At 60.2% G+C, this 26,142-nt stretch carries 27 protein-coding genes, 1 tRNA gene and 1 pseudogene; 13 read left to right on the top strand and 16 right to left on the bottom strand.

All coding sequences use genetic code 11. From position 1 onward, the window contains the following. Positions 1-262, top strand: a pseudogene (locus ACM6J5_RS20415) (hypothetical protein); the annotation flags it as partial. 33 nt (positions 263-295) lie between these two features. Further along, a complete protein-coding gene (locus ACM6J5_RS20410; RefSeq protein ID WP_371918287.1) occupies positions 296-460 on the top strand; it encodes a hypothetical protein in 165 nt (54 codons plus the stop codon). 243 nt (positions 461-703) lie between these two features. Here ACM6J5_RS20410 and ACM6J5_RS20405 read toward each other — a convergent pair. From ACM6J5_RS20405 to dapA, 5 genes are all read right to left on the bottom strand, one after another. After that, positions 704-793: transfer RNA gene (locus tag ACM6J5_RS20405), tRNA-Ser, on the bottom strand. Positions 794-876: 83 nt separating this feature from the next. Then, a complete protein-coding gene (purC, locus tag ACM6J5_RS20400) occupies positions 877-1,590 on the bottom strand; it encodes a phosphoribosylaminoimidazolesuccinocarboxamide synthase (RefSeq protein WP_007944067.1) in 714 nt (237 codons plus the stop codon). A 28-nt stretch (positions 1,591-1,618) separates the two neighbouring features. Further along, entirely contained in the window at positions 1,619-2,377 is a 759-nt protein-coding gene (locus tag ACM6J5_RS20395) for an MBL fold metallo-hydrolase (RefSeq protein ID WP_095945094.1), read from the bottom strand. 4 nt (positions 2,378-2,381) lie between these two features. Continuing rightward, positions 2,382-3,497, bottom strand: coding sequence for an outer membrane protein assembly factor BamC (gene bamC, locus ACM6J5_RS20390; RefSeq protein ID WP_150673077.1), 1,116 nt, complete (start codon positions 3,495-3,497; stop codon positions 2,382-2,384). 17 nt (positions 3,498-3,514) lie between these two features. After that, positions 3,515-4,393, bottom strand: a complete 879-nt coding sequence (dapA, locus tag ACM6J5_RS20385) for a 4-hydroxy-tetrahydrodipicolinate synthase (protein ID WP_150673078.1) — start codon at positions 4,391-4,393, stop codon at positions 3,515-3,517. A gap of 328 nt (positions 4,394-4,721) precedes the next feature. Between dapA and ACM6J5_RS20380 the strand changes: the two genes are divergently transcribed. Further along, a complete protein-coding gene (locus ACM6J5_RS20380) occupies positions 4,722-5,282 on the top strand; it encodes a glycine cleavage system protein R (RefSeq protein ID WP_007979776.1) in 561 nt (186 codons plus the stop codon). 10 nt (positions 5,283-5,292) lie between these two features. Next, entirely contained in the window at positions 5,293-5,766 is a 474-nt protein-coding gene (locus ACM6J5_RS20375) for a peroxiredoxin (protein WP_414929215.1), read from the top strand. Between the two features lie 131 nt (positions 5,767-5,897). Here ACM6J5_RS20375 and ACM6J5_RS20370 read toward each other — a convergent pair whose 3' ends face one another. Then, on the bottom strand, positions 5,898-6,968 hold the full coding sequence (locus ACM6J5_RS20370) for an AI-2E family transporter (RefSeq protein ID WP_095945098.1): 1,071 nt from the start codon (positions 6,966-6,968) through the stop codon (positions 5,898-5,900). Between the two features lie 31 nt (positions 6,969-6,999). After that, on the bottom strand, positions 7,000-7,239 hold the full coding sequence (locus ACM6J5_RS20365) for a sulfurtransferase TusA family protein (protein WP_007996208.1): 240 nt from the start codon (positions 7,237-7,239) through the stop codon (positions 7,000-7,002). Between the two features lie 98 nt (positions 7,240-7,337). Between ACM6J5_RS20365 and ACM6J5_RS20360 the strand changes: the two genes are divergently transcribed. Next, positions 7,338-8,771, top strand: a complete 1,434-nt coding sequence (locus tag ACM6J5_RS20360) for a M48 family metalloprotease (RefSeq protein WP_095945099.1) — start codon at positions 7,338-7,340, stop codon at positions 8,769-8,771. 74 nt (positions 8,772-8,845) lie between these two features. Here the strand turns inward: ACM6J5_RS20360 and ACM6J5_RS20355 are convergent, their stop codons facing one another. From ACM6J5_RS20355 to rpoE, 4 genes are all read right to left on the bottom strand, one after another. Continuing rightward, positions 8,846-10,270 carry a DegQ family serine endoprotease gene (locus ACM6J5_RS20355; RefSeq protein ID WP_095945100.1) on the bottom strand — a complete coding sequence of 475 codons (1,425 nt, stop codon included), beginning with the start codon at positions 10,268-10,270 and terminating at the stop codon, positions 8,846-8,848. A gap of 178 nt (positions 10,271-10,448) precedes the next feature. Then, positions 10,449-11,408 carry a MucB/RseB C-terminal domain-containing protein gene (locus ACM6J5_RS20350; RefSeq protein ID WP_095945101.1) on the bottom strand — a complete coding sequence of 320 codons (960 nt, stop codon included), beginning with the start codon at positions 11,406-11,408 and terminating at the stop codon, positions 10,449-10,451. Positions 11,409-11,416: 8 nt separating this feature from the next. Next, positions 11,417-12,004 carry a sigma-E factor negative regulatory protein gene (locus tag ACM6J5_RS20345; protein WP_150673079.1) on the bottom strand — a complete coding sequence of 196 codons (588 nt, stop codon included), beginning with the start codon at positions 12,002-12,004 and terminating at the stop codon, positions 11,417-11,419. A 31-nt stretch (positions 12,005-12,035) separates the two neighbouring features. Further along, positions 12,036-12,617 carry an RNA polymerase sigma factor RpoE gene (gene rpoE / locus ACM6J5_RS20340; RefSeq protein ID WP_003172477.1) on the bottom strand — a complete coding sequence of 194 codons (582 nt, stop codon included), beginning with the start codon at positions 12,615-12,617 and terminating at the stop codon, positions 12,036-12,038. 552 nt (positions 12,618-13,169) lie between these two features. Between rpoE and nadB the strand changes: the two genes are divergently transcribed. Then, positions 13,170-14,786 (top strand): L-aspartate oxidase, encoded by a 1,617-nt coding sequence (gene nadB / locus ACM6J5_RS20335; RefSeq protein ID WP_095945103.1) that lies wholly within the window; start codon positions 13,170-13,172, stop codon positions 14,784-14,786. Here the strand turns inward: nadB and ACM6J5_RS20330 are convergent. Continuing rightward, positions 14,755-15,207: a protein YgfX gene (locus ACM6J5_RS20330; RefSeq protein WP_414929214.1), complete on the bottom strand. Its 453-nt coding sequence runs from the start codon at positions 15,205-15,207 to the stop codon at positions 14,755-14,757. The two genes, nadB and ACM6J5_RS20330, sit on opposite strands and share 32 nt — an antisense overlap. Beyond that, positions 15,191-15,445: a succinate dehydrogenase assembly factor 2 gene (locus ACM6J5_RS20325; RefSeq protein WP_007979797.1), complete on the bottom strand. Its 255-nt coding sequence runs from the start codon at positions 15,443-15,445 to the stop codon at positions 15,191-15,193. Before ACM6J5_RS20325 ends, ACM6J5_RS20330 begins: the two co-directional genes overlap by 17 nt. Before the next feature lie 149 nt (positions 15,446-15,594). On the opposite strand from ACM6J5_RS20325, the gene ACM6J5_RS20320 reads away from it, so the two are divergent. Then, complete coding sequence (locus ACM6J5_RS20320; RefSeq protein WP_095945105.1) at positions 15,595-16,536, top strand: YgfZ/GcvT domain-containing protein; 942 nt, start codon at positions 15,595-15,597, stop codon at positions 16,534-16,536. Positions 16,537-16,570: 34 nt separating this feature from the next. Then, positions 16,571-17,392 carry an HDOD domain-containing protein gene (locus ACM6J5_RS20315; protein ID WP_095945106.1) on the top strand — a complete coding sequence of 274 codons (822 nt, stop codon included), beginning with the start codon at positions 16,571-16,573 and terminating at the stop codon, positions 17,390-17,392. 113 nt (positions 17,393-17,505) lie between these two features. Here the strand turns inward: ACM6J5_RS20315 and ACM6J5_RS20310 are convergent, their stop codons facing one another. Together ACM6J5_RS20310 and ACM6J5_RS20305 are read right to left on the bottom strand one after the other, a co-directional pair. Further along, on the bottom strand, positions 17,506-18,894 hold the full coding sequence (locus ACM6J5_RS20310) for a sensor histidine kinase (protein ID WP_095945107.1): 1,389 nt from the start codon (positions 18,892-18,894) through the stop codon (positions 17,506-17,508). After that, positions 18,887-19,558, bottom strand: coding sequence for a response regulator (locus ACM6J5_RS20305; protein WP_007979804.1), 672 nt, complete (start codon positions 19,556-19,558; stop codon positions 18,887-18,889). The genes ACM6J5_RS20310 and ACM6J5_RS20305 overlap by 8 nt, the downstream gene beginning before the upstream one ends. A 442-nt stretch (positions 19,559-20,000) precedes the next feature. Here ACM6J5_RS20305 and ACM6J5_RS20300 point away from each other — a divergent pair, with 442 nt between their 5' ends. From ACM6J5_RS20300 to ACM6J5_RS20285, 4 genes are read left to right on the top strand one after another with little or no spacing between them, the layout of a single operon-like run. Then, entirely contained in the window at positions 20,001-20,978 is a 978-nt protein-coding gene (locus tag ACM6J5_RS20300; protein ID WP_095945108.1) for a Bug family tripartite tricarboxylate transporter substrate binding protein, read from the top strand. A 58-nt stretch (positions 20,979-21,036) separates the two neighbouring features. Continuing rightward, positions 21,037-21,495 (top strand): tripartite tricarboxylate transporter TctB family protein, encoded by a 459-nt coding sequence (locus tag ACM6J5_RS20295; protein WP_095945109.1) that lies wholly within the window; start codon positions 21,037-21,039, stop codon positions 21,493-21,495. A gap of 1 nt (position 21,496) precedes the next feature. Continuing rightward, complete coding sequence (locus ACM6J5_RS20290) at positions 21,497-23,011, top strand: tripartite tricarboxylate transporter permease (protein WP_095945110.1); 1,515 nt, start codon at positions 21,497-21,499, stop codon at positions 23,009-23,011. Then, on the top strand, positions 23,004-24,038 hold the full coding sequence (locus ACM6J5_RS20285; RefSeq protein WP_414929213.1) for an AbrB family transcriptional regulator: 1,035 nt from the start codon (positions 23,004-23,006) through the stop codon (positions 24,036-24,038). Before ACM6J5_RS20290 ends, ACM6J5_RS20285 begins: the two co-directional genes overlap by 8 nt. Before the next feature lie 92 nt (positions 24,039-24,130). Here ACM6J5_RS20285 and ung read toward each other — a convergent pair whose 3' ends face one another. Next, positions 24,131-24,823 (bottom strand): uracil-DNA glycosylase, encoded by a 693-nt coding sequence (gene ung / locus ACM6J5_RS20280; protein WP_008050720.1) that lies wholly within the window; start codon positions 24,821-24,823, stop codon positions 24,131-24,133. Positions 24,824-24,955: 132 nt separating this feature from the next. Here ung and ACM6J5_RS20275 point away from each other — a divergent pair, with 132 nt between their 5' ends. Next, positions 24,956-26,068 carry an enoyl-CoA hydratase/isomerase family protein gene (locus ACM6J5_RS20275; protein ID WP_095945112.1) on the top strand — a complete coding sequence of 371 codons (1,113 nt, stop codon included), beginning with the start codon at positions 24,956-24,958 and terminating at the stop codon, positions 26,066-26,068. The last annotated feature ends 74 nt before the right edge of the window (positions 26,069-26,142 follow it).

Raw genomic sequence — 26,142 nt, 5'->3', positions numbered from 1 at the left:
TCGGCGCTACATGGAAGAGGGGCCGGAAGCGGCGCCCAAACCCAAAAAACTCATCGGCAAATTTCCCTGGCCGTGGCGCTCTTTCATGGCTGTGTGGCAACTGGACAGCCGGTTCGTGAAAATCCCTCAGCTGTGGATCTTCGTGCCGATCTATGGCCTGTTACTGCCGTTGATCCTTGTGCATGCCTGTGGCCATTGGGTGTCCCTGCTGTTGTGTTACGAGCCAAGGTTTCCTCGCTCCATTGAGGATGCAGGCCGCTGATCCCATGAAATCCGATTCAGCGAGTACTGGGCCATGGCTCAACTGTTCATGCAACAAGGCCCACAAGCCCTGCCCACCTTCCCCCACCCGCCCCGCGACTGGAACAACGAAGACGTGACCTTCAACCTCGCGCGCCGTTTGGCGCCCAAGGTGCGGTGGCCGACGGAAATAGACCTGGAATCACGCACCGCACCCTAATGTCGCAGTAGCAGGGCGGACAATGCGAACTTGTGATCAGCTCCGAGCCTTCCCGAAAGGGAATAGCTGCCATGATGCGCCGCTCATAGGACAAAACGCCTCGTCCACCGACAGCCCCGGACAAGCATGAACCTCCATTGAATGGCGCACATCGTTTGATGGTCGATTGATAGTCGCGTGACTTTTCAGCAGGCAAAAAAAATCCCGCTGAGCGTCTAGCTCGCGGGATTTCTTTGGTATTTATGGCGGAGAGATAGGGATTCGAACCCTAGGTACCGGTGAAGGTACAACGGATTTCGAATCCGTCCCATTCGGCCACTCTGGCATCTCTCCAACGGCGCGCATCATAACAACACTTTCGCAGGAAGCGAACCCCCTGAGCGAAATATTTCTGTGCTATCAGATGCTTGCGTCGGTTAAAGCGGCACGCCCAGACGATTGGCGACTTCTTCGTAGGCTTCGATGACGTCACCGAGGCCCTGACGGAAGCGGTCCTTGTCCATTTTCTTGCCGGTGGCTTTGTCCCACAGACGGCAGCCGTCCGGGCTGAATTCGTCGCCCAGCACGATGGAGCCATCGTGGAACACGCCGAATTCCAGCTTGAAGTCGACCAGCAGCAGGCCGGCATCGTCGAACAGCTTGCTCAGGACTTCGTTGACCTTGAGCGACAGCTCTTTCATGCGAACCAGTTGCTCGGCGGTGCCCCAACCAAAGGCCACAACGTGGGATTCGTTGATGAACGGGTCGCCCTTGGCGTCGTCCTTCAGGAACAGTTCGAAGGTGTAAGGGTTGAGCTTCATGCCCTCCTCGACACCCAGGCGCTTGACCAGGCTGCCGGCGGCGTAGTTACGCACGACGCACTCGACCGGGATCATGTCGAGTTTCTTCACCAGGCATTCGTTGTCGCCCAGCAATTTGTCGAATTGGGTCGGCACGCCGGCCGCTTCGAGCTTCTGCATGATGAAGGCGTTGAACTTGTTGTTCACCATGCCTTTGCGGTCAAGCTGTTCAATACGCTTGCCATCGAACGCCGAGGTGTCGTTGCGAAACAGCAGGATCAAACGGTTAGCGTCGTCGGTCTTGTAAACCGATTTGGCTTTGCCGCGGTAGAGTTCTTCACGTTTTTCCATGATGGGCTCCGCTTGCTAAGTAGATGGGCTAGGCGATGTGGCGCCAGTCGAGCCCTGAATCTTGATCGGCCAGTTGCAGCCAGTCCGGGTCGCACCCGAGGGTGTCGACAAAACATTGCCGGGCCAGCCGCGGCAGGTTGTTCTTGCTGCTCAGATGGGCCAGGACCAGGTGTTGCAGGTCTTTCCAGCCCAGCTCGGCCACCAGGAATGCCGCCTGGTGGTTATTCAAATGTCCCAGTTCACCGCCCACCCGCTGCTTGAGAAAGTACGGGTAGTGACCGCGAGCCAGCATGTCACGGCAGTGATTGGACTCGATCATCAACGCATCGAGGTCCCGATAGCCGTCCAGCACCTTGTCACAATAGGAACCCAGGTCGGTCAACAGGCCGAAGCGCCGCAAACCGTCACTGAAAACATATTGTGTCGGCTCCTGTGCATCGTGGGCCACGGCAATGACACCGATGCTCAAGTCGCCGATTTGCAGCTGCTCGCCGCCGGCCAGAAAGCCTGCGGGTTCAATCGGTTTGCGCATCCCGCGCAAGGTCCCGCGACTGAGGTAGACAGGCAGATTGTAGCGCCGAGACAGCAAACCCACGCCATGCACGTGGTCGGCATGTTCGTGGGTCACGAGTATCGCGCTCAGCTGCGCAGGGTTCACACCCAGGCGCAGCAGGCGTTTTTCGGTTTCCCGCAGGGAAAACCCACAATCCACCAATACATACGTATCAGCGCTGGCTATCAGCGTGCCGTTCCCTTGGCTACCGCTGCCGAGAACGGCAAAACGCATGCGATCAGCCCAGGTTGTCCTGAATCTTGCTCAACACTTTACGCGCCACGTCTGCTGGCGCCACGGTGTTGATGTTTTTCTCGACGGTGACCTGGACGTTCTCGCCAACCTTGCTCAGGCGAACCTGATAACGCTCGGCGCGGGCCTCAAGCTCTTCCTTGCTCGGCGCGCTGCCGAACAGGCTGCTGAAGAAGCCTGGTTTGTCGTCTTTGCTCTCGGCTTTTTCGGCCAGGTTGATGTAGTACAGGCCCAGGCTACGGTTGATGTCTTCAACACGCCATTCGCCTTGTTCCAGCGCGCGACCGACGCTCGACCAGGCACGATCCAGGTCGGTGCCGACGTTCAGCACAGGGTTGCCGCTGCCGTCTTCACTCAGGCTGACACGGCTAGGCGCGTCGAAATCACGGGAAGCCAGCATGGAGACCGAACCGCCCTTCTCGGAGATACGGCTCATGCTCGCGAGCATATCGTCGACCAGTGCCGCGTCCAGGCCAGTGTTGACCGAACGGTTGGTGAAGGCCACATCGGCGGTGCTGCCGGCAGGACGCTCGGCGCTGACCACATAGACTTCACTGGTGTTGCGCTGCACGCCTGGCTCGATGCGCACCCGCACGCGGGTTTCGCTGTCCGTGCTGACGCCAGCCGCGCTCAGGCGCTTGGCCATGGCCGCGGACAGCTCATCGGAATGCTGCCAGGTCGTGGTGAATTCACCGGTTTGCGGACGCTGTTCATCCAGACGGAAACCATTGTCCTGGAAGAACTGGACGGCCACTGGCCAGATTTCAGCCGGTGGATTCTGCGCCAGGATGGAGCTGGAGCCGCCGCTCTTCTGCAGAGAATAGGGGCTGGCGTCCGCAGCCGCCGTCAGTGGCTGCGGGCGAGGAACGATGTATTCGCCCTTGGCGGTGTCATCGGCCACGTTACGCGGGATCGGCAACAGCGGATCCAGACGCTTGGCGGTATGGATATCCTGCGGTATTTGCATCGGTGCAGTCTGTTGCGCTTCCAGGTAATCGCTACCACGGTCACGGAAATAACCTTCCGGGCCCCAGATCCATCCACAGCCACTGGTGCTGGAGATAATCAAGGCAAGTGCGGAAAGTCCGGCCATTCGCTTCATGCGTTGTACTTCCTCAATTAAACCAGGACGCCGCACTGGCGCAGGGCCGTGCGCAGCGTTTCGTGACAAGGTGTGCTCAGCCAGGTCAACGGCAGGCGAATGCCTTCGTGCATCAGGCCCATTTCAACCAAAGCCCACTTCACCGGAATCGGGTTGGCTTCGATGAACAGGTCCTTGTGCAGCGGCATCAGTTTTTCGTTGATTGCCCGTGCAGTCTCGGCATCGCCCTTGAGAGCGGCCTCGCACAGATCGGCCATTTCACGCGGCGCGACGTTGGCGGTGACGGAGATGTTGCCCTTGCCGCCCATCAGGATCAGCTCGACCGCGGTCGGATCATCGCCGGAAAGGACGACGAAGTCCTTGCTTACGCCGTCGAGGATGGCCTTGGCGCGCTTGAGGTCGCCAGTCGCTTCCTTGATACCGATGATGTTCGGCACGGTGGACAGGCGGATCACGGTTTCGGCCTGCATGTCGCAGGAGGTGCGGCCGGGAACGTTATAGAGAATCTGCGGGATGTCGACCGATTCGGCGATGTGCTTGAAGTGCAGGTACAGGCCTTCCTGGGTCGGCTTGTTATAGTACGGCACGACCAGCAGGCAGGCATCGGCGCCGGCTTCCTTGGCATTTCGGGTCAATTCGACCGCTTCGCGGGTCGAATTGGCGCCGGTACCGGCGATCACCGGAATGCGACCATTGACCTGCTTGACCACGGCACGGATGACTTCGATGTGCTCGTTGACGTCGAGGGTTGCCGATTCGCCGGTGGTGCCGACGGCGACAATGGCATGGGTGCCGTTTTCAAGGTGGAAGTCCACGAGTTTGCTGAGGCTGTCCCAGTCAAGACGCCCCTGTGCATCCATGGGTGTGACCAGTGCCACCATACTGCCCGCAATCATGAAACCGCTCCTGCCGGAAAAAGAGAGCCGTAATGGTACTGGCGCCAAGATGCTTGCACAAGCGAAGTACTGTGCTGCCGCCATTCCCCTTGGCGCCGGTTTTCGCTACCCTTCAGACTTTGATCGGTACAGACAAGCTCGTGCGTCGGGTTTCAGCCTCCATTTTCGGCATCACAAGCCCTGATCCAGCGTTGCCGCCTCTCGCTCCCGCCCTGCCGGAGCACGTTGCAACCTGCCGCTTGGGGTTTTCTGAATTCGCATCCGCAGGCTCGCTCCCGGCAAAACGCCCTCTGGACGTACCGACCGCTCATCGCTTTAGGAATGCTGCATGTCCACCCCCACAGTTCGCGAACAATTCCTTGTTATCAGTGCCCTCGGCGCCAACCCCATGGAGCTGACCAACGTCCTGTGCCGCGCCAGCCATGAAAACCGCTGCGCCGTTGTCACCTCTCGCCTGACCCGCCATGGCGAATGCAGTGCCCTGGTGCTGGAAATCTCCGGTAGCTGGGATGCCCTGGCGCGCCTGGAAGGCAGCCTGCCAGTATTGGCCAAGCGGCATGCGTTCACGGTCAACGTGGTGCGCAGCGCGGCCCTGGAAAACCGCCCCCAGGCCCTGCCGTACGTCGCCTATGTCAGCTCGGCCTACCGCTCGGACATCATCAACGAGCTGTGCCAGTTCTTCATGGACCACAATGTCGAGCTGGAAAACCTGACCTGTGACACTTATCAGGCTCCGCAGACCGGCGGCACCATGCTCAACGCCACGTTTACCGTGACCTTGCCGGCCGGCGTGCAAATCAGCTGGCTGCGCGATCAGTTCCTGGATTTTGCCGACGCGCTGAACCTCGATGCCCTGATCGAACCCTGGCGCCCACAGAACCCAATGTAAGGAAGCTTTCATGGCCGTTGCCATCGACCAACCGATCGCCGATTTCGAAGCCCCCGCCACGAGCGGGCAGACCGTCAGCCTAGCGGGCCTGAAGGGCAAGCAAGTAGTGATCTACTTCTACCCCAAGGACAGCACCCCAGGCTGCACGACCGAGGGGCAGGGTTTTCGTGATCAATATGCTGCATTCAAGGCCGCCAATACCGAAGTGTTCGGCGTGTCTCGCGACAGCCTGAAATCCCACGAGAACTTCAAGTGCAAACAGGAATTCCCCTTTGAGCTGATCAGCGACAAGGACGAAGCCATCTGCCAGCTGTTCGACGTGATCAAGCTGAAAAAGCTCTACGGCAAGGAATACATGGGCGTGGATCGCAGCACGTTCCTGATCGATGCCAACGGCGTGCTGCGTCAGGAATGGCGTGGTGTGAAGGTGCCGGGGCATGTTGATGCTGTATTGGCTGCCGCTCAGGCCCTCAACAAAGCCTGATTTCTTCGAGACCTGTTCCGACGCTATCGCGAGCAGGCTCGCTCCTACAGTTGACCGAGTTGTTTTGACTGACGCGATCTGATGTAGGAGCGAGCCTGCTCGCGAAGAGGCCCATCAGCCTCACTGAAGATTTAAAGCAGCGGCGATACCACCGGTTCCTTTCGCGGCCACGCATCCAGCACGGCCTTGAACAGCGTCGCCAGGGGAATCGCAAAGAACACCCCCCAGAACCCCCACAGCCCGCCAAACAGCAGCACTGCGCAGATGATCGCCACCGGGTGCAGATTCACCGCCTCCGAGAACAGCAATGGCACCAGCACGTTGCCATCCAGCGTCTGAATGATCCCGTAGACCGCCATCAAGTAAATGAACTGATCGCTCCAGCCCCACTGGAACAACGCAATCAGAAACACGGGCACGGTCACCACTACGGCGCCGACATAAGGCACCACCACCGAAATCCCCACCAGCAGTGCCAGCAGCGCCGCGTAGTTGAGCTCAAGGACAACGAAGGCGATGTAGGTCACGCCACCGCAAATGAAGATTTCGATGACCTTGCCGCGAATGTAATTGGCGATCTGCCGGTTCATTTCATGGGCGACCCGGGTGATCAACGCCCGCTCACGGGGCAGGTACCCGCGCACCCACTGGCCGATCATGGCCCGATCCTTGAGAAAGAAAAACACCAGGATCGGCACCAGTACCAGGTAGATCATGATGTTCACCAGCAATGGCAGGCTCGACAGCGAGAACGTCAGTGCCCACTGGCCAAACTTGCCGATTTCGCCCCGCGCCACTTCGATGGCCCGCAGCACTTGTTCGTCGGATACCAGGTGCGGATAGCGCTCGGGCAGCAACAGCAATAGCGACTGCCACTTGGCAAGCATGCCGGGCAACTCGTTGAACAACGTGATCAGTTGGTGCCACAGCAACGGCACGACCACCACGATGAATACCAGCAACAACCCCATGAACAACGCAAAGACCAGCCCCACCGCTGCCCAACCCGGCACGCGCAGGCGCTCAAGGGCCACCACCAGCCCCTGCATCAGGTACGCCAGCACCATGCCGGCGAGTACCGGCGCCAGCATACCGCCCAGGGTCAGTACGACGGTAAATGCCAGAAACAGCAGGACAGCCAGCACCACCGCTTCTTCATCGGAAAAATAGCGCTGAATCCAGTCGCGTAACACTTTGAACATCAATAATCCTTAGGAGCAAACGCAGCCGATTTCAGGCTTTTTTCAACCAGTAGCGGTAAACACCCGCGTCATCTTCTTCACGAAGCAGGGTATGACCGGCCAATCGGGCAAAGGTGCGAAAGTCGCGCTGCGAACCCGCATCGGTGGCGATGACCTTGAGTACCGCACCACTGGCCAGCCGGTTGAGCTCCATCTTGGCCTTGAGCAACGGCAACGGGCAATTCAGGCCACTGGCGTCCAGTTCAACGTCATGCTCTACAGCGTCGGTCATTGCATCACTCCGGGTCAGGTGGTTGAGTTGCCTAGAATATCTGGTCGCAACGCCGGTGTCCGGCTACAGTAAGGTCTTTGTCGACTAAGGCTTTGTGCATGACATTTTTGCGCCCTACCCTGCTGACGCTCGCTTGCCTGCTCGCCTCACCGGGCTTCGCCGACGACCTGCCGTCACTCGGCGACGCCAGTTCTGCCATTGTCTCACCGCAACAGGAATACCAGCTCGGCCGCGCCTGGCTGGCCATGTTGCGCAGTCAGGTTTCGCAGCTCAACGATCCGCAACTCAAGAATTACGTGGAATCCAGCGTTTACCGACTGGTCGAGACCAGCCAGGTCACTGACCGGCGCCTGGAGTTCATCCTGATCAACAGCCCGCAGCTCAACGCCTTTGCGGCACCCGGCGGGATCGTCGGGGTGAACGGTGGTTTGTTCCTCTACGCCCAGACCGAAGGCGAATACGCCTCAGTATTGGCGCACGAATTGGCTCACTTGTCGCAACGCCACTTTGCCCGAGGCGTCGAAGCGCAGCAACGCATGCAAGTACCCATGATGGCTGCATTGCTGGCGGGTATCGTGTTGGCAGCCGCAGGTGGCGGTGACGCCGGGATTGCAGCCATTGCCGGCACACAGGCCGCAGCCATCCAGGAACAGCGGCGATTCTCCCGCCAGAACGAGCAGGAGGCCGACCGTATCGGCCTCCTCAATCTGGAAAAGGCCGGTTACGACCCCCGCTCGATGCCCAGCATGTTCGAGCGCCTGGGGCGTCAGTACCGCTACGATGCCAAGCCACCGGAATTTCTGCTGACTCACCCGGTCACCGAGTCGCGTATCGCCGACACCCGCAACCGCGCCGAACAGTTTCCAACGGGCGGTATCGAAGACAGCATGCGCTACCAACTGATCCGCGCACGCGTACAGCTGATCTATGAAGAAACCCCGGGGCTTGGCGCCAAGCGCTTTCGCGCACAGCTCGACGAGAACCCGAAAAACGACGTGGCTCGCTACGGCCTGGCGATCGCCCAGATCAAGGGCGGCCAATTGAACGAAGCACGGGAAAACCTCAAGCAGTTGCTGGCCAAGTCACCCAATGAAATCATCTACAACCTGGCTCAGGTCGATCTGGATATCACCAACAATCGCCTGGCGGATGCCCAGTCCCGGGTTGACCGGTTGATGGGCCAATACTCTGGCAACTACCCGCTGAACCAGATGCGAGTCGACCTGCTGCTCAAGCAGAACCGTACTGCGGATGCGGAGAAAGCCCTCGAAGGCCTGCTCAAGTCGCGCCCGGATGATCCGGACGTTTGGTATCAGGTTGCCGAGACGCGCGGCCTGTCGGGCAATATCATCGGCCTGCACCAGGCTCGCGCCGAATACTTTGCGCTGGTCGGCGACTACAAACAGGCCATTCAGCAACTGGACTTCGCCAAACGCAGGGCTGGCAGCAACTTCCCGCTGTCTTCGCGGATCGACGCACGGCAACGCGAGTTGATGGAACAGGAGCGCATGATCAAGGACATGATGGGCTGACGCCCCGAAGACAAACAGTCCAGACAAAAAAACCGCCTCTTTCGAGGCGGTTTTTTATTCAACCAACAACCGGATTATTCAGCCAGTTTGAAGGTGATGAAGCTCGCACGCCCCTGACGCAGTACCCGCATCGACACCGAGCGGTTCTTTGGCAGCGCCTTGGCGATGTCCGCGAACTCCTTGGTGGAACCGATGGCCTGGTTGTTCAGATGGGTGATCACATCACCCGGCTGCAAGCCGATCAGCGCGGCAGGACCGTCCTGCACTTCCTTGATCAGCACACCACCTTTGAGGTCGTAGGTTTTCTTCTGCTCGTCAGTCAGCTCGACCACGGAAACACCGAGGCGATTGCTGCTGCGCTCGATGCTGGATTTTGGCTCGGCGCCCATCTCCTTGCCTTCTTCCGGAATTGCACCGACGGTCAGCTCGACATTCTTGCGCTTGCCTTCACGAATCACTTCCAGATTGGCTTTTGCACCAGCCTTCAACGCGCCAACAAGGTGCGGCAGGTCGGCCGACATGACGATCGGCTGACCGTTCATGCTCAGGATCACGTCCCCCACTTGCAGACCACCCTTGGCAGCCGGGCCATCATCCTGGATTTGGGCCACCAGCGCACCGGCCGGTTTCTCCAGACCGAACGACTCGGCCAGATCCTTGCTCACTTCCTGAATCACGACGCCCAGCCAGCCACGGCTGACCTTGCCACCGGATTTCAGCTGATTGGAAACATCCATGGCCACGTCGATCGGGATTGCAAACGACACGCCCATGAAGCCACCGGAGCGGGTATAGATCTGCGAGTTGATCCCGACCACCTCACCGTTCAGGTTGAACAGCGGGCCACCGGAGTTACCCGGGTTGATCGGCACGTCGGTCTGGATGAACGGCACATAGTTTTCGTTCGGCAGGCTGCGACCGACGGCACTGACGATACCTTGGGTCACCGTGTGGTCAAAACCGAATGGCGAGCCGATCGCGACAACCCATTGGCCGGCCTTCAGGTCCTGGGATTTACCGAGCTTCAGCACTGGCAGATCCTTGCCTTCGATTTTCAGCAGCGCCACGTCGGAACGTGGATCGGTACCGATCAGCTTGGCTTTCATTTCGCTGCGATCGGCCAGGCGGACGAGGATTTCGTCAGCATCGGCGATCACGTGGTTGTTGGTCAGGATATAGCCATCGGAAGAGATGATGAAACCCGAGCCCAGGGACGTTGCCTCGCGCTGACGGTCACGAGGTGAGCGTGATTGTGGCGGCATGCCCCGTTCGAAGAATTCGCGCAGCATCGGCGGCAAGCCTTCGAGGTCGGGCATTTGCTCGCTGACTTTGCGGTCTGGCAGCTTTTGAGTGGTACTGATGTTCACGACCGCAGGCGAGGCCTGTTCGACCAGTTGCGTAAAGTCAGGCAATTCGACCGCTTGGGCGGTGACCGCCTGACCGAGCACTAGCACGGTGGCAATAATGGAGAGGTAGGACTTCAAGCGAGGTATCGACATACGGCTCCCGTTACGACGAGCATGGTTAAGCGATATGGAGCAAGGAACACCGGGAACGATACGCCGGTATTTTTGTTCCGGGAACAACAAACAAGGCCAGAGCCGAGGGGCTCTGACCTATAAGAAATTTACGGGATTTTTGCAAATTGAAATGCTCACGAAACATTTCGAATTCAGCTCACTGCTTGGTTGCAGCGGTGTCGGTGCGCATCGAAAGCGCTATCCGTTCAGCAGTACCGACCGGTATCTCGCCGACGACCGTCACCATCATGTCGCCCTGTGCCGTGGCCAGGCGCCGGGAAACCGCAACGGTCGGCCCCAACTGAGTACGGGTGTCGGTGACTGTTTCGCCATTCAACGGCTCGAGGAATACCGAAAAGCGCGTCAGGCCATCGTCATACATCAGGCTGTTGACCTGGGTCTTGGTCTGCGGATCCTTGCGAGCGGTGCTGCTGGTCAGCTCGAAGCCGGGCGGCAACCAGTCGGAACGCCAGACCTGGGCAGACTTGGCGGCAGAAGCCTTGTCACTCTCGAGGTTGACCGGCTTGCAATCATTACTGGCCTGCAGGTCTTTTTCGGAAGGAACGTCAGCGGTATCCAGTTGCGTGAACTGGAAGCGCTCCAACAACCGCCCCTTGTCGTCCAGCAGCAAGGACTTCAGAGGCAGGCCGGTCTCTTTGTCCAGATGCAGTTCAAAGCCGTAGCGGTGCTGATCGCGGGGTTTCAGCGATACGATCACCGCCGGACGCCCGGCGACACGCGACTTGCCGATGACGGCGAGGTCATACCAATTCTTGAGCTTTTGAGGATCGAGTGCACGGGCAGCGGAGTTCGGGGAGTCCCCAAGCCCGGCTATCAGTGTGCCGCTGACGCATTGGGTTTGCCCATCAATGCGCACGACTTCCTGAGCGGAACCGTCGAGCTGGATCAATCGCTCTCGGACCTTTCCATCCTGGACGTGGTGCCAGATGTTATGGGTAGAAAAACTACCGTTACGCTCGTAGACGAAAGTACCCTGAAAGCTTTGCTGTTGCTCTGCCTGGCCCAGGCGGGTCAACCAGTCCTGGGCTTCATCGGCTTGGGCTGGAACGATGAACCAGCCGCTGAGCAGAAGCGAAAGTAGAGGTATGGCGCGCATGATCCTCCTTAACGGTTTTCCAGGCTTGCGGCACGAGCGTACGGCAGAGCGCTCTCAGTGCCTTTCAGTGCAGCCTGTTGTGCGTGTTGGCGCAAGTAACCTGGCAGACGCTGATCGTGCCAGCCTGGCTGACCTTGCAATACGCCGTTGGCCATTGGGCCGGTAGCATCCGAACTCTCATTGTAGCCTGCCAGAACGGCTGGGCCTTTTACTTGAGGAGCGGCCAACGCGGGTTGAGTGGATTGCTGGGCCAATTCGACGCCGGCGATCTCATCCTGGTTGTACAGACGCACACCGGCCAGCACCGCCAGGGTCACGGAAGCTGCGACCGCCAGACGACCCAGGCTGCGCCATGGACCACGGGAGGCTTTTGCCGGTACGGCTTCGTCAGCCAGGGCAGCAGAAACAGCCGCGGCGATATCCAGGCGTGGAAGCAGCAGATCCTTGTGCATCACTGCCCGAGCGATCTGATAACGAGCCCAGGTATCACGGGTTTCAACATCGTCGCAGGCATTCAATACCCGACGCAATTCCAATTCGTCCGCTTCGTTATCCATCACTGCGGACAGCGATTCCTGCAGGGCTTCACGACTCATGGCGTTCCTCTCTTGGCTGTCGCCGCTGTCTTTAGTTTTCCTGCAACAACGGCTGCAGGGCTTTGTCGATGGCCTCCCGGGCGCGGAAGATCCGGGAGCGCACGGTGCCTACCGGACATTGCATGACACTCGCAATGTCCTCGTAACTCAGACCATCAAACTCACGTAAAGTTAAAGCCGTACGCAAATCTTCCGGCAGTTGCTGAATGGTTCGATGGACGGTGCCTTCGATCTCATCCCGCAGCAAGGCCCGCTCTGGCGACTCGAGATCCTTGAGGCCATGATCGCCATCGTAGAACTCTGCATCCTCGGAACTGACATCGCTATCCGGCGGCCGACGGCCGCGTGAAACCAGATAGTTTTTCGCCGTGTTGATGGCGATGCGGTAAAGCCACGTATAAAACGCGCTGTCTCCGCGAAAATTTCCAAGTGCACGGTATGCCTTGATAAAGGCTTCTTGTGCCACATCCTGGGCTTCATGGGTGTCGTGCACGAAACGCACGATCAACCCGAGAATTTTGTGCTGGTATTTCAGCACTAGCAGATCGAAAGCACGCTTGTCGCCGCGCTGAACGCGTTCGACCAGTTGCTGATCCTCTTCCTGGGTTAGCATGAACACTCCTCGATGAGCTCGGAGGAGGCTTGCAGAAGTAAACCACCAGACTTGCAAACATAGACTCGTGCTTTTCGCAAAAGTTCTCCCCCTCCAGGCAAGTTTCCTGCGGGCTCTGATTTGGCACGCACGAAAAGCGCAGCACGAGTTGACCCGGCTGCGCGGATAATCTTGTCATCGGATTCTTCAGCAAGGATCGAACTGCAATCCCGCGCTGAAACCGACACTGTCCCTTGTTTCAGGCAACCGTCTATTGATCTTGGCCCTTTGGCAAAAGTTCCAAATATTTATAGTCGTGCCAACCCGACATTGTGCAACCGTGAAGGGAAAAAGACTGTTAAATCGGCGATACAGTCATTCTCGCGCCCAACGGGCAGAAAAACATCCGACGAAGCGTCCGGTGTTTTGGGTCACGGTAGTTTCACAATGCCATGAACGCTCGGGTATTGTGCCGCTCCCCCCCTCTATATACTAGTGGGCTGTGCGGCTGCACTGACTCGACAGTCCAGCTGCGCCAACCCCGACCCGGGTCGCTTTGAGCGGAATCCTGAAATGAGCCAACAGTTTCAACACGATGTTCTGGTAATTGGCAGCGGCGCTGCCGGCTTGAGCCTTGCGCTGACCTTGCCCGGTCATTTGCGCATTGCCGTTCTGAGCAAGGGCAACCTCGCCAATGGCTCGACTTTCTGGGCCCAGGGCGGCGTTGCGGCCGTGCTGGACGACACCGACACCGTTGAATCCCATGTCGATGACACCCTCAATGCCGGCGGCGGCCTGTGCCATGAGGAGGCCGTGCGCTTTACCGTCGAGCACAGCAAGGAAGCGATTCAATGGCTGATCGACCAGGGCGTGCCCTTTACCCGCGATGAACAGTCGGGTAACGAAGACGGCGGGTTCGAGTTCCACCTCACCCGCGAGGGCGGCCACAGCCATCGGCGCATCATCCATGCCGCCGATGCCACCGGCGCGGCCATTTTCACCACCCTGCTCGACCAGGCCCGGAAACGGCCGAACATCGAACTGCTGGAGCAGCGGGTGGCGGTCGACCTGATCACCGAGAAACGCCTGGGACTCGAAGGTGATCGCTGCCTCGGCGCCTATGTGCTCAATCGCGGCACCGGCGAAGTCGACACCTACGGCGCCCGCTTTGTGATCCTCGCCTCCGGTGGTGCGGCCAAGGTTTACCTCTACACCAGCAACCCTGACGGTGCCTGCGGCGATGGCATTGCCATGGCCTGGCGCTCGGGCTGCCGGGTGGCGAACCTGGAATTCAACCAGTTCCACCCTACTTGCCTGTATCACCCGCAAGCCAAGAGTTTCCTGGTCACCGAAGCCCTGCGAGGCGAAGGTGCGCACCTGAAGCTGCCCAACGGCGAGCGCTTCATGCCGCGCTTCGACCCACGGGCCGAGTTGGCGCCACGGGACATCGTCGCCCGGGCCATCGACCATGAAATGAAGCGACTGGGTGTCGATTGTGTCTACCTGGACATCAGCCACAAGCCCGAAGCCTTCATCAAGTCGCACTTCCCGACGGTGTACGAACGCTGCCTGGAGTTTTCCATCGACATCACCAAACAACCGATTCCGGTTGTCCCGGCGGCGCACTACACCTGCGGCGGCGTGATGGTCGATCAACAGGGCCGTACCGATGTACCTGGGCTGTACGCCATTGGCGAAACCAGTTTCACCGGCCTGCACGGCGCCAACCGCATGGCCAGCAACTCGCTGCTGGAATGTTTCGTCTACGCCCGTTCGGCGGCGGCGGACATTATTGAACAACTGCCCCGGGTGCCGATGCCGGCCCCCCTTCCCGTCTGGGATGCGAGCCAGGTCACCGATTCCGATGAAGACGTGATCATTGCGCACAACTGGGATGAACTGCGGCGATTCATGTGGGACTACGTTGGCATCGTGCGCACCAACAAGCGTCTGCAACGTGCGCAACACCGCGTGCAACTGTTGCTGGATGAAATCGACGAGTTCTACAGCAACTACAAGGTCAGCCGTGACTTGATCGAGCTGCGCAACCTGGCCCAGGTGGCCGAGCTGATGATTCTGTCAGCCATGGAGCGCAAGGAAAGCCGCGGCCTGCATTACACCCTCGACTACCCGGACATGTTGCCGGTCGCGCTGGACACTATTCTGGTGCCGCCCACCTACGTCGGCTGAATTTGAGCCGGACCCGCAGGCGTCGGTGCACATCCGCCGCCTGCGCATCCCGGGGCACGCAAATGGCCCGGACCCGGCGCTCGCCACGCAGCCGAAAACGCAATACCACCACCAATGGCAGCGCCAGGCTGTCCGGGCGCAGTTGCACGGGCTGCCAACCCTTCGATTGATTCCACAACTGCCAGCCATCCGCATCGCGACGCAAGCCGCGGAATGCCTGTGGGTGCGTCAGTAAAATCTGACGCGGCAGCACCCAAAAGCCATGCAGCAGACAGCCAAAAACACCGAGCAAACTGGCCCAGAGTGGAATTGACAGTAAAAACAACGAACCCAACGCGAACAGCTGGGCCAGAAGATACGCCGCCAGCAACTGCCGTGAGGCATGCCAGCGGCATTCGAACCCGTTATTTGGGCTGGACACGATCCAGGATCATGCGGACCATGCGTTGCAGCTCGGGATCTTCCGATTCGCTGCGTTCCATGAACCAGCCGAACATGTCCTGATCCTCACACGTCAGCAGTCGGACGTACAACGCGCGATCCACTTCGTTGAGCGTTGCGTAAACCTCTTTCGTGAACGGTACCAGCAGCACGTCAAGCTCAAGCATGCCGCGGCGGCTGTGCCAAAAGAGGCGGTTCAGTTCAACATCTTCGACCATGGAGCGCTCCTCAAATAGGCCGCAAGTATACAGGCCCGCGCCCCATCGAACAGTCGGCTTTGGTCGGCCACCGTCGAGCCTTTGTTAACTACCCATTTCGAAGGCGCGCCCTTATGATGTCCACCAGACTTTTTACCCTGCGATGACCCATGGCCGATTCTGCTTTTTTCTGCACCCTTTCTCATGAAGGTGTTCTCGCGGTCCGCGGCGCGGACGCCAGCAAATTCCTGCAAGGCCAACTGACCTGCAACCTCAATTACCTGAGCGACTCCCGGGCCAGCCTCGGTGCGCGCTGCACGCAAAAAGGCCGGATGCAGTCGAGCTTCCGCATCCTGCTCGAAGGGGACGGCGTGGTCCTGGCCATGGCCAGCGAATTGCTCGAACCGCAACTGGCAGACCTGAAAAAATACGCGGTGTTTTCCAAGTCGAAACTGACCGACGAAAGCTCCGCCTGGGTCCGCTTCGGCGTTGACCATGGCGACGCCGCACTGGTCAGCCTCGGCCTGGACCTGCCGGCGGAAACCGACAGCGTCGTGCGCAACGATGGGCTGATTGCTATCCGTGTCTCGCCGGAACGCACCGAACTGTGGGTCGCCGCCGGTCAAGCCGATGCGGTCAAAGGCAAGCTTTCAGCGGTACTGAGCGAAGGCGATCTGAATCAATGGCTGCTGGGTCAGGTCCGCGCAGGGATCGGCCAGGTCATGCCCGGCACCCGCGAGTTGTTCATCCCGCAGATGCTCAACCTGCAAGCGGTCGGTGGCGTGAGTTTCAAGAAAGGTTGCTACACCGGGCAGGAAATCGTCGCGCGGATGCAGTACCTGGGCAAACTCAAGCGCCGCCTGTACCGCCTGCAACTGGCTGCTGGCGAACTGCCTGAACCGGGTACCCCGCTGTTTTCCCCGACCCACGGCAGCTCCATCGGCGAAGTGGTGCTGGCTGCCCGCGCCGGACAGAACATTGAACTCCTGGCTGTGTTGCAAGCCGAAGCAGCAGAAAGTGGAGACATCCACCTGGGCGCGCTCGAAGGGCCGTCCTTGAAGCTGCTCGACCTGCCTTATGAACTGGACCGCGACCGCGAAATCCAGCAATAACGGCAGTATTTGACGCAACACCTAGAGAGACTAAATGAGCGAGCTGGCGGAAAAGGTCCAACAGGATTTGGTTGAGGCCATCAATAACGATGACCTGGTTCTGCCAACGTTACCGGAAGTGGCCCTGCAGATTCGCAAAGCCGCGGAAAACCCGGAAGTCAGCGTCAGCACCCTGAGTAAAGTGATCGGCCGTGATACCGCGCTGTCGGCACGCCTGATCAAAGTGGTCAACAGCCCGCTGTTGCGCGCGGCCCAGGAAGTGACCGACCTGCATACCGCGATCACCCGCCTGGGCATCAACTACAGCTGTAACCTGGCGATCGGCCTGGTCATGGAGCAGATTTTCCATGCCCGCTCCGAGGTGGTGGAACAGAAGATGCGCGATGTCTGGCGCAAAAGCCTGGAAATTGCCGGCGTCAGCTACGCCTTGTGCCGCCGCTACACCCGACTCAAGCCCGATCAGGCGGCCCTTGGCGGGCTGGTGCACCAGATCGGTGTGCTGCCGATCCTGACCTACGCCGAAGATCACTATGAGCTGCTGTCCGACCCGGTCAGCCTCAATCATGTGATCGACCGGATTCATCCGCTGATCGGCGAAAAACTGCTCAAGGTCTGGGAATTTCCCGACATGCTGGTGCAAGTTCCACAGCTATACCTGAACTTCAAACGTCAGTCTGCGCAGGTCGACTATGTGGATCTGGTGCAGGTGGCCAGCCTGTATTGCCACAAAGACACTGACCATCCAATCTCGCGCATCGATGCCTTCAGCGTGCCTGCTTTCGTCAAGCTCGGGATCGATCCGGACGATAAGGCGATGTGTGCTGACCTGGAAGAAACACGCTCGATGTTTTACTGATCAAGACCGCGTCGCCCCCATCGCGAGCAGGCTCGCTCCCACAGGGATTTGTAGTTCTGCATAGATCCAATGTGGGAGCGAGCCTGCTCGCGATGGGGCCAGAACAAGCCCCATCACTCCCCCGCAATAAAACTCACCCGCACCTTCAACCCCGCGTGCTCACCATCGTGCAGGCTGATCTGCGCCAGATGCGCGCGGCAGATCTCACCGACAATCGCCAGACCCAATCCGGAACCGGCCACTTGCTGATTGCGTCGGTAAAAACGCTCGAATACCCGATCCCGCTCTTCAAGTGGTATGCCGGGACCATCATCTTCGACTTCCAGCACGGCGGGCGCCGAGACCCGCAGAATCACGTTGCCACCCGGCGGCGTGTGGGCCAGCGCGTTATCCACCAGATTGCTCAGCAGTTCGTTCAATAGCGTCGGCTCGCCCCGCAGCCAGACCGGTTCATCCGCCTCCAGCGCCAGCGCGATGCCACGCTTGTGGGCCAACGGCGCCATGGCCATGCCCAGTTCCCGAGCCAATTGACTCAGGTCGAGTAACTGCGCGCCGCCCTCGGCAATCGCCCGGGCGCCGTTTTCGACCCGTGCCAGGGAAAGCAACTGATTGGCCAGATGGGTCAAGCGATCCGTGCCCTGGGCGGCGGTTTCCAGCGTGCTGCGCCAGGTTTCGGGCTCGGCTGAGCGCATGCCCAGTTCCAGGCGCGCCTTGAGCGCCGCCAGCGGCGTGCGCAGTTCGTGGGCAGCATCGGCGATGAATTGCGCCTGCTTCTCGAACTGCCCGCGCAAGCGCTCGGTAAAGTGATTGAGCGCGCGCACCAGTGGCCATAATTCGCGCTGCACTTCCACCAACGGCAAGGGGCGCAGATCGTCCGGCTGGCGCTCTTCCACCGCCGTGCGCAGACGCTCAAGCGGACGTAACGCGGCACTCACCGCAAACCACACCAGCATCAGCGCACCGATTGCCAGCATGCCCAAGCGCAACAAGGTGTCGGCCGCCAGACTACGGGCCATGCTGACACGCGCTTCATCGGTTTCCGCCACGCGAATTTCCGCCATGCCGTTCATGTTCGGCTCGCTCACGGGTTTGAGCAGGCTTACCACGCGCACGTTCTGCCCGCGATACTGGGCGTTGTAGAAGCGTGCCAGCGCCGGATAGTCATCGGTGCGCGGTGTTCCCGGCGGTGGCGCCGGCAGGTTTTCGTATCCGGAAATCAGCTTCTGATTGATGTCGTTGACCAGGTAGAAAATTCGCCCGGCACTGTCGTAGGCAAACGTATCGAGGGCCACGTAGGGCACGTCGGCACTCAGGGTGCCGTCGCGTTGGGAGACGCCGGCGGCGATGGTTCGCGCCGAGGCCAGCAGGGTCCGGTCATAGGCCGTGTCGGCCGCTTCACGACCGTTCCAGTAGGCGCTCAAACCACTGGCCAGCATCAACACCACCAGCAACAGCGCCAGGTTCCACAGCAACCGCCAGCGCAAGCTGCTGGGCTTATGCATCGCGGCTTTCCAGCAAGTAACCGAGGCCGCGGAAGGTCACGATGGCGACCGGCTGGCCATCGAGTTTCTTGCGCAGGCGGTGCACGTAGATTTCGATCGCATCGGGGCTGGCTTCCTCATCAAGACCGAACACTTGCGACGCCAGTTGCTCCTTGCTCATCACCCGACCGGGGCGCGCGATCAGGGCTTCGAGTACGGCCTGTTCGCGGGAGGTCAGGGTCAGCAATTCTTCGCCAAGGGTAAAACGCCGGGTTTCCAGGTCATAGGCCAGCACACCGCAACGCTGAATGCGCTCACCGCCCAGCACACTGCGGCGCAACAAGGCTTTGACCCGGGCTTCGAGCTCGGTCAGTTCGAACGGCTTGGCCAGGTAGTCATCGGCGCCGAGGTTCAAACCGTGGACCCGGTCCTTGACGTCGCTTCGGGCGGTCAGCATCAACACCGGCAGGTTCTTGCCCCGCGCCCGCAAACGCGCCAGCACTTCGAATCCATCCATGCGCGGCAAGCCGACGTCGAGGATCGCCATGGCGTACTCCTCGCTGCCCAGCGCCAGGTCGGCTGCCACGCCATCGTGCAGAACGTCCACGGTCAGCCCGGTGCTCTTGAGCGCCTGAGCGACACTTTCGGCGAGCTGCAAATGGTCTTCGACGAGCAGGACACGCATGGATCTTTACCTCATTCAGGGATGGTCGACGCCATTCTTTGGCGCGGAGTTTACAGCGGCATCCATCGCTGTGAAGCCCGAAAAATCGTGAAAGCCCGCTGAAAGGTTAGCGAAAGGTTGGGACGTTAGAGTCGGCCCACGGATGGTTTCGACTGCCAACCATCGAATCGTAGTTTGAAAGCGTGCTTTGACATGTAACTACCGAAAAACGCCTCGAAGCGTTTTCGCCAATAAAAACAATAAACGAGGTATTGCACCATGCTGTCCACACAGCTTCAGGCTTGCCCGCCCCGCCCTTTCTCTCGCTCCCCGATGTTTACGCTTGCCAGCGCCGAAGCCGGCTGCTCGTCGTTCAGTCCGTACGGACTCGAACGCGCCAGCACCGTGCGAAATCGTCGCACCTGAATCATCCCGAAAAACAACAACTCCAATGGAGACAAAAATGAGCCGTTCAATGCGCCGTTTCGCCCTCGCCGCCAGCTGTGTGCTGTTCGCCGGCCAACTCATGGCCGAGCCAAAACGCCCGGAATGCATCGCCCCGGCCTCGCCCGGCGGTGGTTTCGACCTGACCTGCAAACTGGCGCAAAGCGCGCTGGTCAACGAAAAACTGCTGACCAAACCGATGCGCGTGACCTACATGCCCGGCGGTGTCGGCGCGGTGGCGTACAACGCGGTGGTCGCCCAGCGTCCGGCCGATGCGGGCACCCTGGTGGCCTGGTCCAGTGGTTCGCTGCTGAACCTGGCCCAGGGCAAGTTCGGTCGTTTCGATGAAACCAATGTGCGCTGGCTGGCCGCTGTCGGCACCAGCTACGGCGCCATCGCGGTGAAAAGCGATTCGCCCTACAAGACCCTCGACGATCTGGTCCAGGCGCTGAAGAAAGATCCGAGCAAAGTGGTGATCGGTTCCGGGGGCACCGTCGGCAGCCAGGACTGGATGCAAACTGCCTTGATCGCCAAGGCCGCCGGGATCAACCCCCGTGACCTGCGTTACGTTGCCCTCGAAGGTGGCGGCGAGATTGCCACCGCCCTGCTCGGCGGCCACATCCAGGTAGGCAGCACCGACATTTCCGACTCCATGCCGCACATCCAGAGCGGCGACATGCGCCTGTTGGCGGTGTTCGCCGACAAGCGCCTGGACGAGCCGGAAATGAAGGACATCCCGACCGCCCGCGAGCAAGGCTACGACATCGTCTGGCCAGTGGTCCGTGGTTTCTACCTCGGGCCGAAAGTCAGCGATGAAGACTATGCCTGGTGGAAGGACTCCTTCGACAAGCTGTTGGCATCACCCGAGTTCGCCAAGCTGCGCGATCAGCGTGAACTGTTCCCGTTCGCCATGACCGGCCCGGAGCTGGACACTTACGTGAAGAAACAAGTCGCCGACTACAAAGTGCTGGCCAAAGAGTTCGGCCTGATCCAGTGATCGCCCCTGTCTAGCGGCCGCGGCTCCGTTTGGCGGAGTCGCGGCACAGGAGTTCCCCATGCTCTTACAACGCATTTTTGCTTCGGTGCTGTTGCTGGCCTGTCTCGGCCTGGCATTGATGGCGTGGCCGTATCAAGCGGCTTTTTCCTACGAACCGGTGGGGCCTCGGGCCTTTCCGTTGCTGATGCTCGGTCTGATGGGTTCGGCACTGCTGTACATGGTGTTTCGTCCCGCGCCGATCAAGCACAGCGATGACGAGCCGCCGCTGGACCGCGAAACCCTGACCAAGATCGGCATCTGTGTGGCGCTGTTGCTGGTGTTCGCCGGCACCTTCGAACCCCTGGGTTTCATCGTCGCCAGCATCCTGATCGGCGTGCCCATGGCCCGTCTGTATGGCGGTCGCTGGGTGCCGAGCATCGTGATCATCAGTCTGATGGCCGTCGGCCTCTACCTGCTGTTCGACAAGTTGATGGACGTGCCGCTGCCGCTTGGCGTGCTCGACGTTCTGGAGAACTGATATGGATACTCTTGGCTATTTGGGTCAGGGTTTCGGCGTCGCGCTGAGCCCGTACAACCTGGTGACCGCACTGTGCGGCACCCTGATCGGCACCGTGGTCGGCCTGTTGCCGGGCCTGGGGCCGATCAACGGCGTGGCGTTGCTGATCCCGATCGCATTCGCCCTCGGTCTGCCACCGGAATCGGCGCTGATCCTGCTGGCGGCGGTGTACCTGGGATGCGAATACGGCGGCCGGATCAGCTCGATCCTGCTGAACATCCCGGGCGAAGCGTCCACCGTGATGACCACCCTCGACGGTTACCCGATGGCCCGCAAAGGCCTGGCCGGTGTAGCGCTGTCGCTGTCGGCATGGAGTTCGTTCATCGGTGCCTTCATCGCAACCTGCGGCATGGTGCTGTTCGCCCCGCTGCTGGCGAAATGGGCGATTGCCTTCGGCCCGGCGGAATACTTCGTGCTGATGGTGTTTGCGATTGTCTGCCTCGGCGGCATGGCCGGTGACCGTCCGCTGAAGACGTTCATCGCGGCGCTGATCGGCCTGTTCCTGTCGACCGTCGGCATCGACGCCAACAGCGGTGTGTATCGCTTCACCGGGGACAACATCCACCTGACCGACGGCATCCAGTTCGTCGTGCTGGTGCTGGGCCTGTTCTCCATCAGCGAAATCCTTCTGCTGCTGGAAAAAACCCATCACGGCCAGGAAGCAGTGAAAGCCACCGGCCGCATGATGTTCAACTTCAAGGAAGCGGCGTCGGTGTTCGCGGTGAATATCCGTTGCGGCGTACTGGGTTTCATCATGGGCGTGTTGCCGGGTGCCGGTGCGACCCTGGCCAGTGCCGTGGCCTACATGACCGAAAAACGCATGGCGGGTGCCAAGGGTACTTTCGGCCAGGGTGACATGCGCGGCCTCGCAGCGCCGGAAACCGCCATCGGTGGCGCGGCCTGCGGTGCGCTGGTGCCGATGCTGACCCTCGGCGTTCCAGGTTCCGGTACCACGGCGGTGATGATCGGCGCATTGTCGCTGTACAACATCACCCCGGGCCCGCTGCTGTTCCAACAGCAACCGGACATCGTCTGGGGCCTGATCGCTTCGTTGTTCATCGCCAACGTGATGCTGGTGATCCTCAACATCCCGATGATCCGCATCTTCACCCGCATCCTCGCCGTGCCGAACTGGGCGCTGGTACCGGTGATCGCGATCATTACCGGGATTGGCGTCTACGCGGTGCACGCGACAACGTTCGACCTGTTCCTGATGATCGGCATCGGCATCTTCGGTTATATCCTGCGCAAGCTGGACTTCCCGCTGTCGCCGGTATTGCTGGGCTTCATCCTCGGAGGCCTGATGGAACAAAACCTGCGCCGCGCCCTGTCGATTTCCAACGGTGCGCTGGAAATCCTCTGGTCGAGCCCGATCACCTTCGGTTGCTGGATCCTGACGGCGATCATGCTGCTGATGCCGCTCATCCGCATCTGGCGCAAACGTTCGGCCGCGCAAGGCGTTATCGCCGATGTCTGATCGGTCCCCCTTCACACTCTGGTGGGGAACCCCGCTGGTCGGCCTGCTGGGCGGTTTCCTCGCCAGCCAGGTCGGCTGGCCTTTGCCGTGGATGGTCGGCTCATTGCTGGCGATCATCCTCGTGCGCTGTCTGACACCCTGGCAATTGGCCGAAATCCCTGGCGGGCGCAAGTGCGGCCAGTGGATCGTCGGTATCGGTATCGGCCTGCACTTCACTCCAGTGGTGGTGGAGCAGGTACTCAGTCATTTCGGTCTGATCTACTTCGGTGCGTTGGTCACCAGCCTGTCGGCGGTCGTCGGCGTGTGGCTGATGCGCCGAACCGGTGAAGATCGCGCCACGGCGTTCTTTTCCAGCATGCCCGGCGGTTCCGGGGAGATGGTCAACCTCGGCGCCCGCAATGGCGCGGTGCTCAGCCGTGTGGCGGCGGGGCAGAGCTTGCGGGTGTTGGTGGTGGTGCTGTGCGTACCGGCAGCCTTCAAGTATTTGTTGGGCGACGGTACGCCAAATTCCCACGTTGGCAGCATCGATTGGCGCTGGCTGGCGGTGTTGTTCCCCGCGGGTGCGTTGGCGGCCTGGATCTGGGAGCGCCTGCGCCAACCCAACCCCTGGCTGTTCGGGCCGTTGCTGGTCAGCGCGGCGGTCAGCATCGGCTGGGATCTGCACATCGGTTTGCCCAATGGTGGTAGCCAGATTGGCCAATGGTTGATCGGCAGCGGCCTGGGCTGTCACTTCAACCGGCAGTTTTTCCGGCATGCGCCATCGTTCATGGGGCGCACCTTGATCGGCACGGTGTTGACCATGTTGATCGCCACGGTGGCGGCATTGGGCTTGAGTGCGCTGACCCATCTGGATCTGCGTTCACTGACTTTGGGCATGATGCCTGGCGGTATTGCCGAGATGAGCCTGACGGCGGAGACCCTGCAACTGTCGGTGCCGCTGGTGACGGCGATGCAGGTGATGCGGCTGTTGTTTGTGCTGTTTCTGGCGGAGCCGTTGTTCAAGTATTGGAACCGGAATCCGGAGTAAGACCGAGTTGAATTCATCGCCAGCAGGCTGGCTCCCACAGGTTTTGTAAACACCGCAAACCAATGTGGGAGCCAGCCTGCTGGCGATGCTTTTCAAACCGGCGGCAACCGCCACTCGATCGGCGTCTCGCCATTCTGCTCCAGAAACTTGTTGGTGCGGCTGAAGTGCCCGCAACCGAGAAAGCCGCGATAGGCCGACAGCGGTGACGGGTGCACCGAGGTCAGTACCAGATGCTTGGTCGCATCGATCAGCTTCTGCTTGCTCTGGGCATGAGCGCCCCACAGCATGAACACCAGATGCGGTTGCTGTTGGCTGACCACTTCAATGACCCGATCGGTGAAAAACTGCCAGCCCTTGTCCTTGTGCGCATTGGCGTTGGCGCGCTCGACGGTCATGGTGGTGTTGAGCATCAGCACGCCCTGATCGGCCCAGCTCTGCAGGTAGCCATGGTTGGGGATGTCGATGTTCAGGTCGCGCTTGAGTTCTTTGTAAATGTTCACCAGCGACGGCGGCGCCGGTACGCCCGGTTGCACCGAGAAGCACAAGCCATGGGCCTGGCCCGGGCCGTGATAAGGGTCCTGACCGAGGATCACCACCTTGACCTTGTCCAGCGGCGTGGAATTGAGCGCGTTGAAAATCATCGGCCCCGGCGGATAGATCTCCTTGCCCGCCGCCCGCTCCTGTTGCAGGAAGTTTCGCAACTCTGCCATGTAGGGCTGGTCGAATTCGGCACGCAGTGCTTCCTTCCAGCCCGGTTCGAGTTTGATACGGTCGTCAGCAGTCATGGTTACATCCGGAAAAAACAATGGGGCGAACCCTAGGAAAGCGCATCACGCTTGTCAATTGATCTGTCGCAGATCCGGCACTTTCCCACACAGCGATCATACTTAACCCTCAAATTCCCGATCGAGGTCACGATGAATCTGCACTTCGAAGAACTCACCGGCACCGACGGCGCACGCATCGGCATCGCCAGCCTGGATGCCGAAAAATCCCTGAACGCCCTGTCCCTGCCGATGATCAACGCCCTGCGCGACCGCATGGGAACCTGGGCCAAGGACCCGCAAATCGTCTGCGTCCTGTTGCGCGGCAACGGCGCCAAGGCCTTTTGCGCCGGCGGCGAAGTGCGCAGCCTGGTGGAGGCCTGTCGCGTCCATCCGGGTGAAGTACCGCCACTGGCCGCGCAGTTTTTTGCGGCGGAATATCGCCTGGACTTCAAACTCCATACCTACCCTAAACCGCTGATCTGCTGGGGCCATGGCTATGTGCTCGGCGGTGGCATGGGGCTGTTGCAAGGGGCAAGCACCCGTATCGTCACGCCGAGCAGCCGCTTGGCCATGCCCGAGATCAGCATCGGCCTGTACCCGGACGTCGGCGCCAGTTGGTTTCTGTCGCGCCTGCCTGGCAAGCTCGGGCTGTTCCTGGGCCTGACCGGCGCGCACATGAACGGCCGCGATGCCATCGACCTGGACCTGGCCGATCGTTTCCTGCTCGATGAGCAGCAGCCGCAATTGATCGAAGGCCTGTTGCAATTGAACTGGCAGGAACAGACACCGATGCAGCTCAACAGCCTGCTCAAGGCCTTGCAGCAGGAAGCCGTGGCGCAGATGCCCGAAGCCCAGTGGCTGCCGCGCCGACAGCAGATCGACGAGTTGCTGGATGTCAGCGACGTGCGTTGCGCCTGGAAGGCCATCAGCGCCTTGCGCGATCACACCGACCTGTTGCTGAGCCGTGCAGCCAGGACCCTGAGCGAAGGCGCGCCGCTGACCGCTCATCTGGTGTGGGAGCAGATCATCCGTGCCCGGCACCTGTCGCTGGCCGAAGTCTTCCAGATGGAATACACCCTGAGCCTCAACTGCTGTCGTCATCCGGAATTCAGCGAAGGCGTACGTGCCCGATTGATCGACAAGGACCAGAAACCGCACTGGCACTGGCCGGACATCAACAAAGTGCCGGACGCGGTGGTAGAAGCGCACTTTCACAAGGCGTGGGAAGGTCGGCATCCGTTGGCGGATCTGTCCGAATACTGAAGTCCAGGCATAAAAAATGTGGGAGCGATCCTGCTCGCGATGAGGGCGTGTCAGTCGACGTTATTGCTGTCTGA

The organism is Pseudomonas sp. IT-P74 (assembly GCF_949768175.1).
Lineage (GTDB): Bacteria > Pseudomonadota > Gammaproteobacteria > Pseudomonadales > Pseudomonadaceae > Aquipseudomonas.
This window is presented reverse-complemented; position numbering and strand designations above follow the sequence as displayed.

Bases quoted from the DNA above. Each gene is read 5' to 3' on its own strand.
- ACM6J5_RS20410 (WP_371918287.1), top strand. From the start codon at position 296: ATGGCTCAACTGTTCATGCAACAAGGCCCACAAGCCCTGCCCACCTTC.
- purC (WP_007944067.1), bottom strand. From the start codon at position 1,590: ATGGAAAAACGTGAAGAACTCTACCGCGGCAAAGCCAAATCGGTTTAC.
- ACM6J5_RS20395 (WP_095945094.1), bottom strand. From the start codon at position 2,377: ATGCGTTTTGCCGTTCTCGGCAGCGGTAGCCAAGGGAACGGCACGCTG.
- bamC (WP_150673077.1), bottom strand. From the start codon at position 3,497: ATGAAGCGAATGGCCGGACTTTCCGCACTTGCCTTGATTATCTCCAGC.
- dapA (WP_150673078.1), bottom strand. From the start codon at position 4,393: ATGATTGCGGGCAGTATGGTGGCACTGGTCACACCCATGGATGCACAG.
- ACM6J5_RS20380 (WP_007979776.1), top strand. From the start codon at position 4,722: ATGTCCACCCCCACAGTTCGCGAACAATTCCTTGTTATCAGTGCCCTC.
- ACM6J5_RS20375 (WP_414929215.1), top strand. From the start codon at position 5,293: ATGGCCGTTGCCATCGACCAACCGATCGCCGATTTCGAAGCCCCCGCC.
- ACM6J5_RS20370 (WP_095945098.1), bottom strand. From the start codon at position 6,968: ATGTTCAAAGTGTTACGCGACTGGATTCAGCGCTATTTTTCCGATGAA.
- ACM6J5_RS20365 (WP_007996208.1), bottom strand. From the start codon at position 7,239: ATGACCGACGCTGTAGAGCATGACGTTGAACTGGACGCCAGTGGCCTG.
- ACM6J5_RS20360 (WP_095945099.1), top strand. From the start codon at position 7,338: ATGACATTTTTGCGCCCTACCCTGCTGACGCTCGCTTGCCTGCTCGCC.
- ACM6J5_RS20355 (WP_095945100.1), bottom strand. From the start codon at position 10,270: ATGTCGATACCTCGCTTGAAGTCCTACCTCTCCATTATTGCCACCGTG.
- ACM6J5_RS20350 (WP_095945101.1), bottom strand. From the start codon at position 11,408: ATGCGCGCCATACCTCTACTTTCGCTTCTGCTCAGCGGCTGGTTCATC.
- ACM6J5_RS20345 (WP_150673079.1), bottom strand. From the start codon at position 12,004: ATGAGTCGTGAAGCCCTGCAGGAATCGCTGTCCGCAGTGATGGATAAC.
- rpoE (WP_003172477.1), bottom strand. From the start codon at position 12,617: ATGCTAACCCAGGAAGAGGATCAGCAACTGGTCGAACGCGTTCAGCGC.
- nadB (WP_095945103.1), top strand. From the start codon at position 13,170: ATGAGCCAACAGTTTCAACACGATGTTCTGGTAATTGGCAGCGGCGCT.
- ACM6J5_RS20325 (WP_007979797.1), bottom strand. From the start codon at position 15,445: ATGGTCGAAGATGTTGAACTGAACCGCCTCTTTTGGCACAGCCGCCGC.
- ACM6J5_RS20320 (WP_095945105.1), top strand. From the start codon at position 15,595: ATGGCCGATTCTGCTTTTTTCTGCACCCTTTCTCATGAAGGTGTTCTC.
- ACM6J5_RS20315 (WP_095945106.1), top strand. From the start codon at position 16,571: ATGAGCGAGCTGGCGGAAAAGGTCCAACAGGATTTGGTTGAGGCCATC.
- ACM6J5_RS20310 (WP_095945107.1), bottom strand. From the start codon at position 18,894: ATGCATAAGCCCAGCAGCTTGCGCTGGCGGTTGCTGTGGAACCTGGCG.
- ACM6J5_RS20305 (WP_007979804.1), bottom strand. From the start codon at position 19,558: ATGCGTGTCCTGCTCGTCGAAGACCATTTGCAGCTCGCCGAAAGTGTC.
- ACM6J5_RS20300 (WP_095945108.1), top strand. From the start codon at position 20,001: ATGAGCCGTTCAATGCGCCGTTTCGCCCTCGCCGCCAGCTGTGTGCTG.
- ACM6J5_RS20295 (WP_095945109.1), top strand. From the start codon at position 21,037: ATGCTCTTACAACGCATTTTTGCTTCGGTGCTGTTGCTGGCCTGTCTC.
- ACM6J5_RS20290 (WP_095945110.1), top strand. From the start codon at position 21,497: ATGGATACTCTTGGCTATTTGGGTCAGGGTTTCGGCGTCGCGCTGAGC.
- ACM6J5_RS20285 (WP_414929213.1), top strand. From the start codon at position 23,004: ATGTCTGATCGGTCCCCCTTCACACTCTGGTGGGGAACCCCGCTGGTC.
- ung (WP_008050720.1), bottom strand. From the start codon at position 24,823: ATGACTGCTGACGACCGTATCAAACTCGAACCGGGCTGGAAGGAAGCA.
- ACM6J5_RS20275 (WP_095945112.1), top strand. From the start codon at position 24,956: ATGAATCTGCACTTCGAAGAACTCACCGGCACCGACGGCGCACGCATC.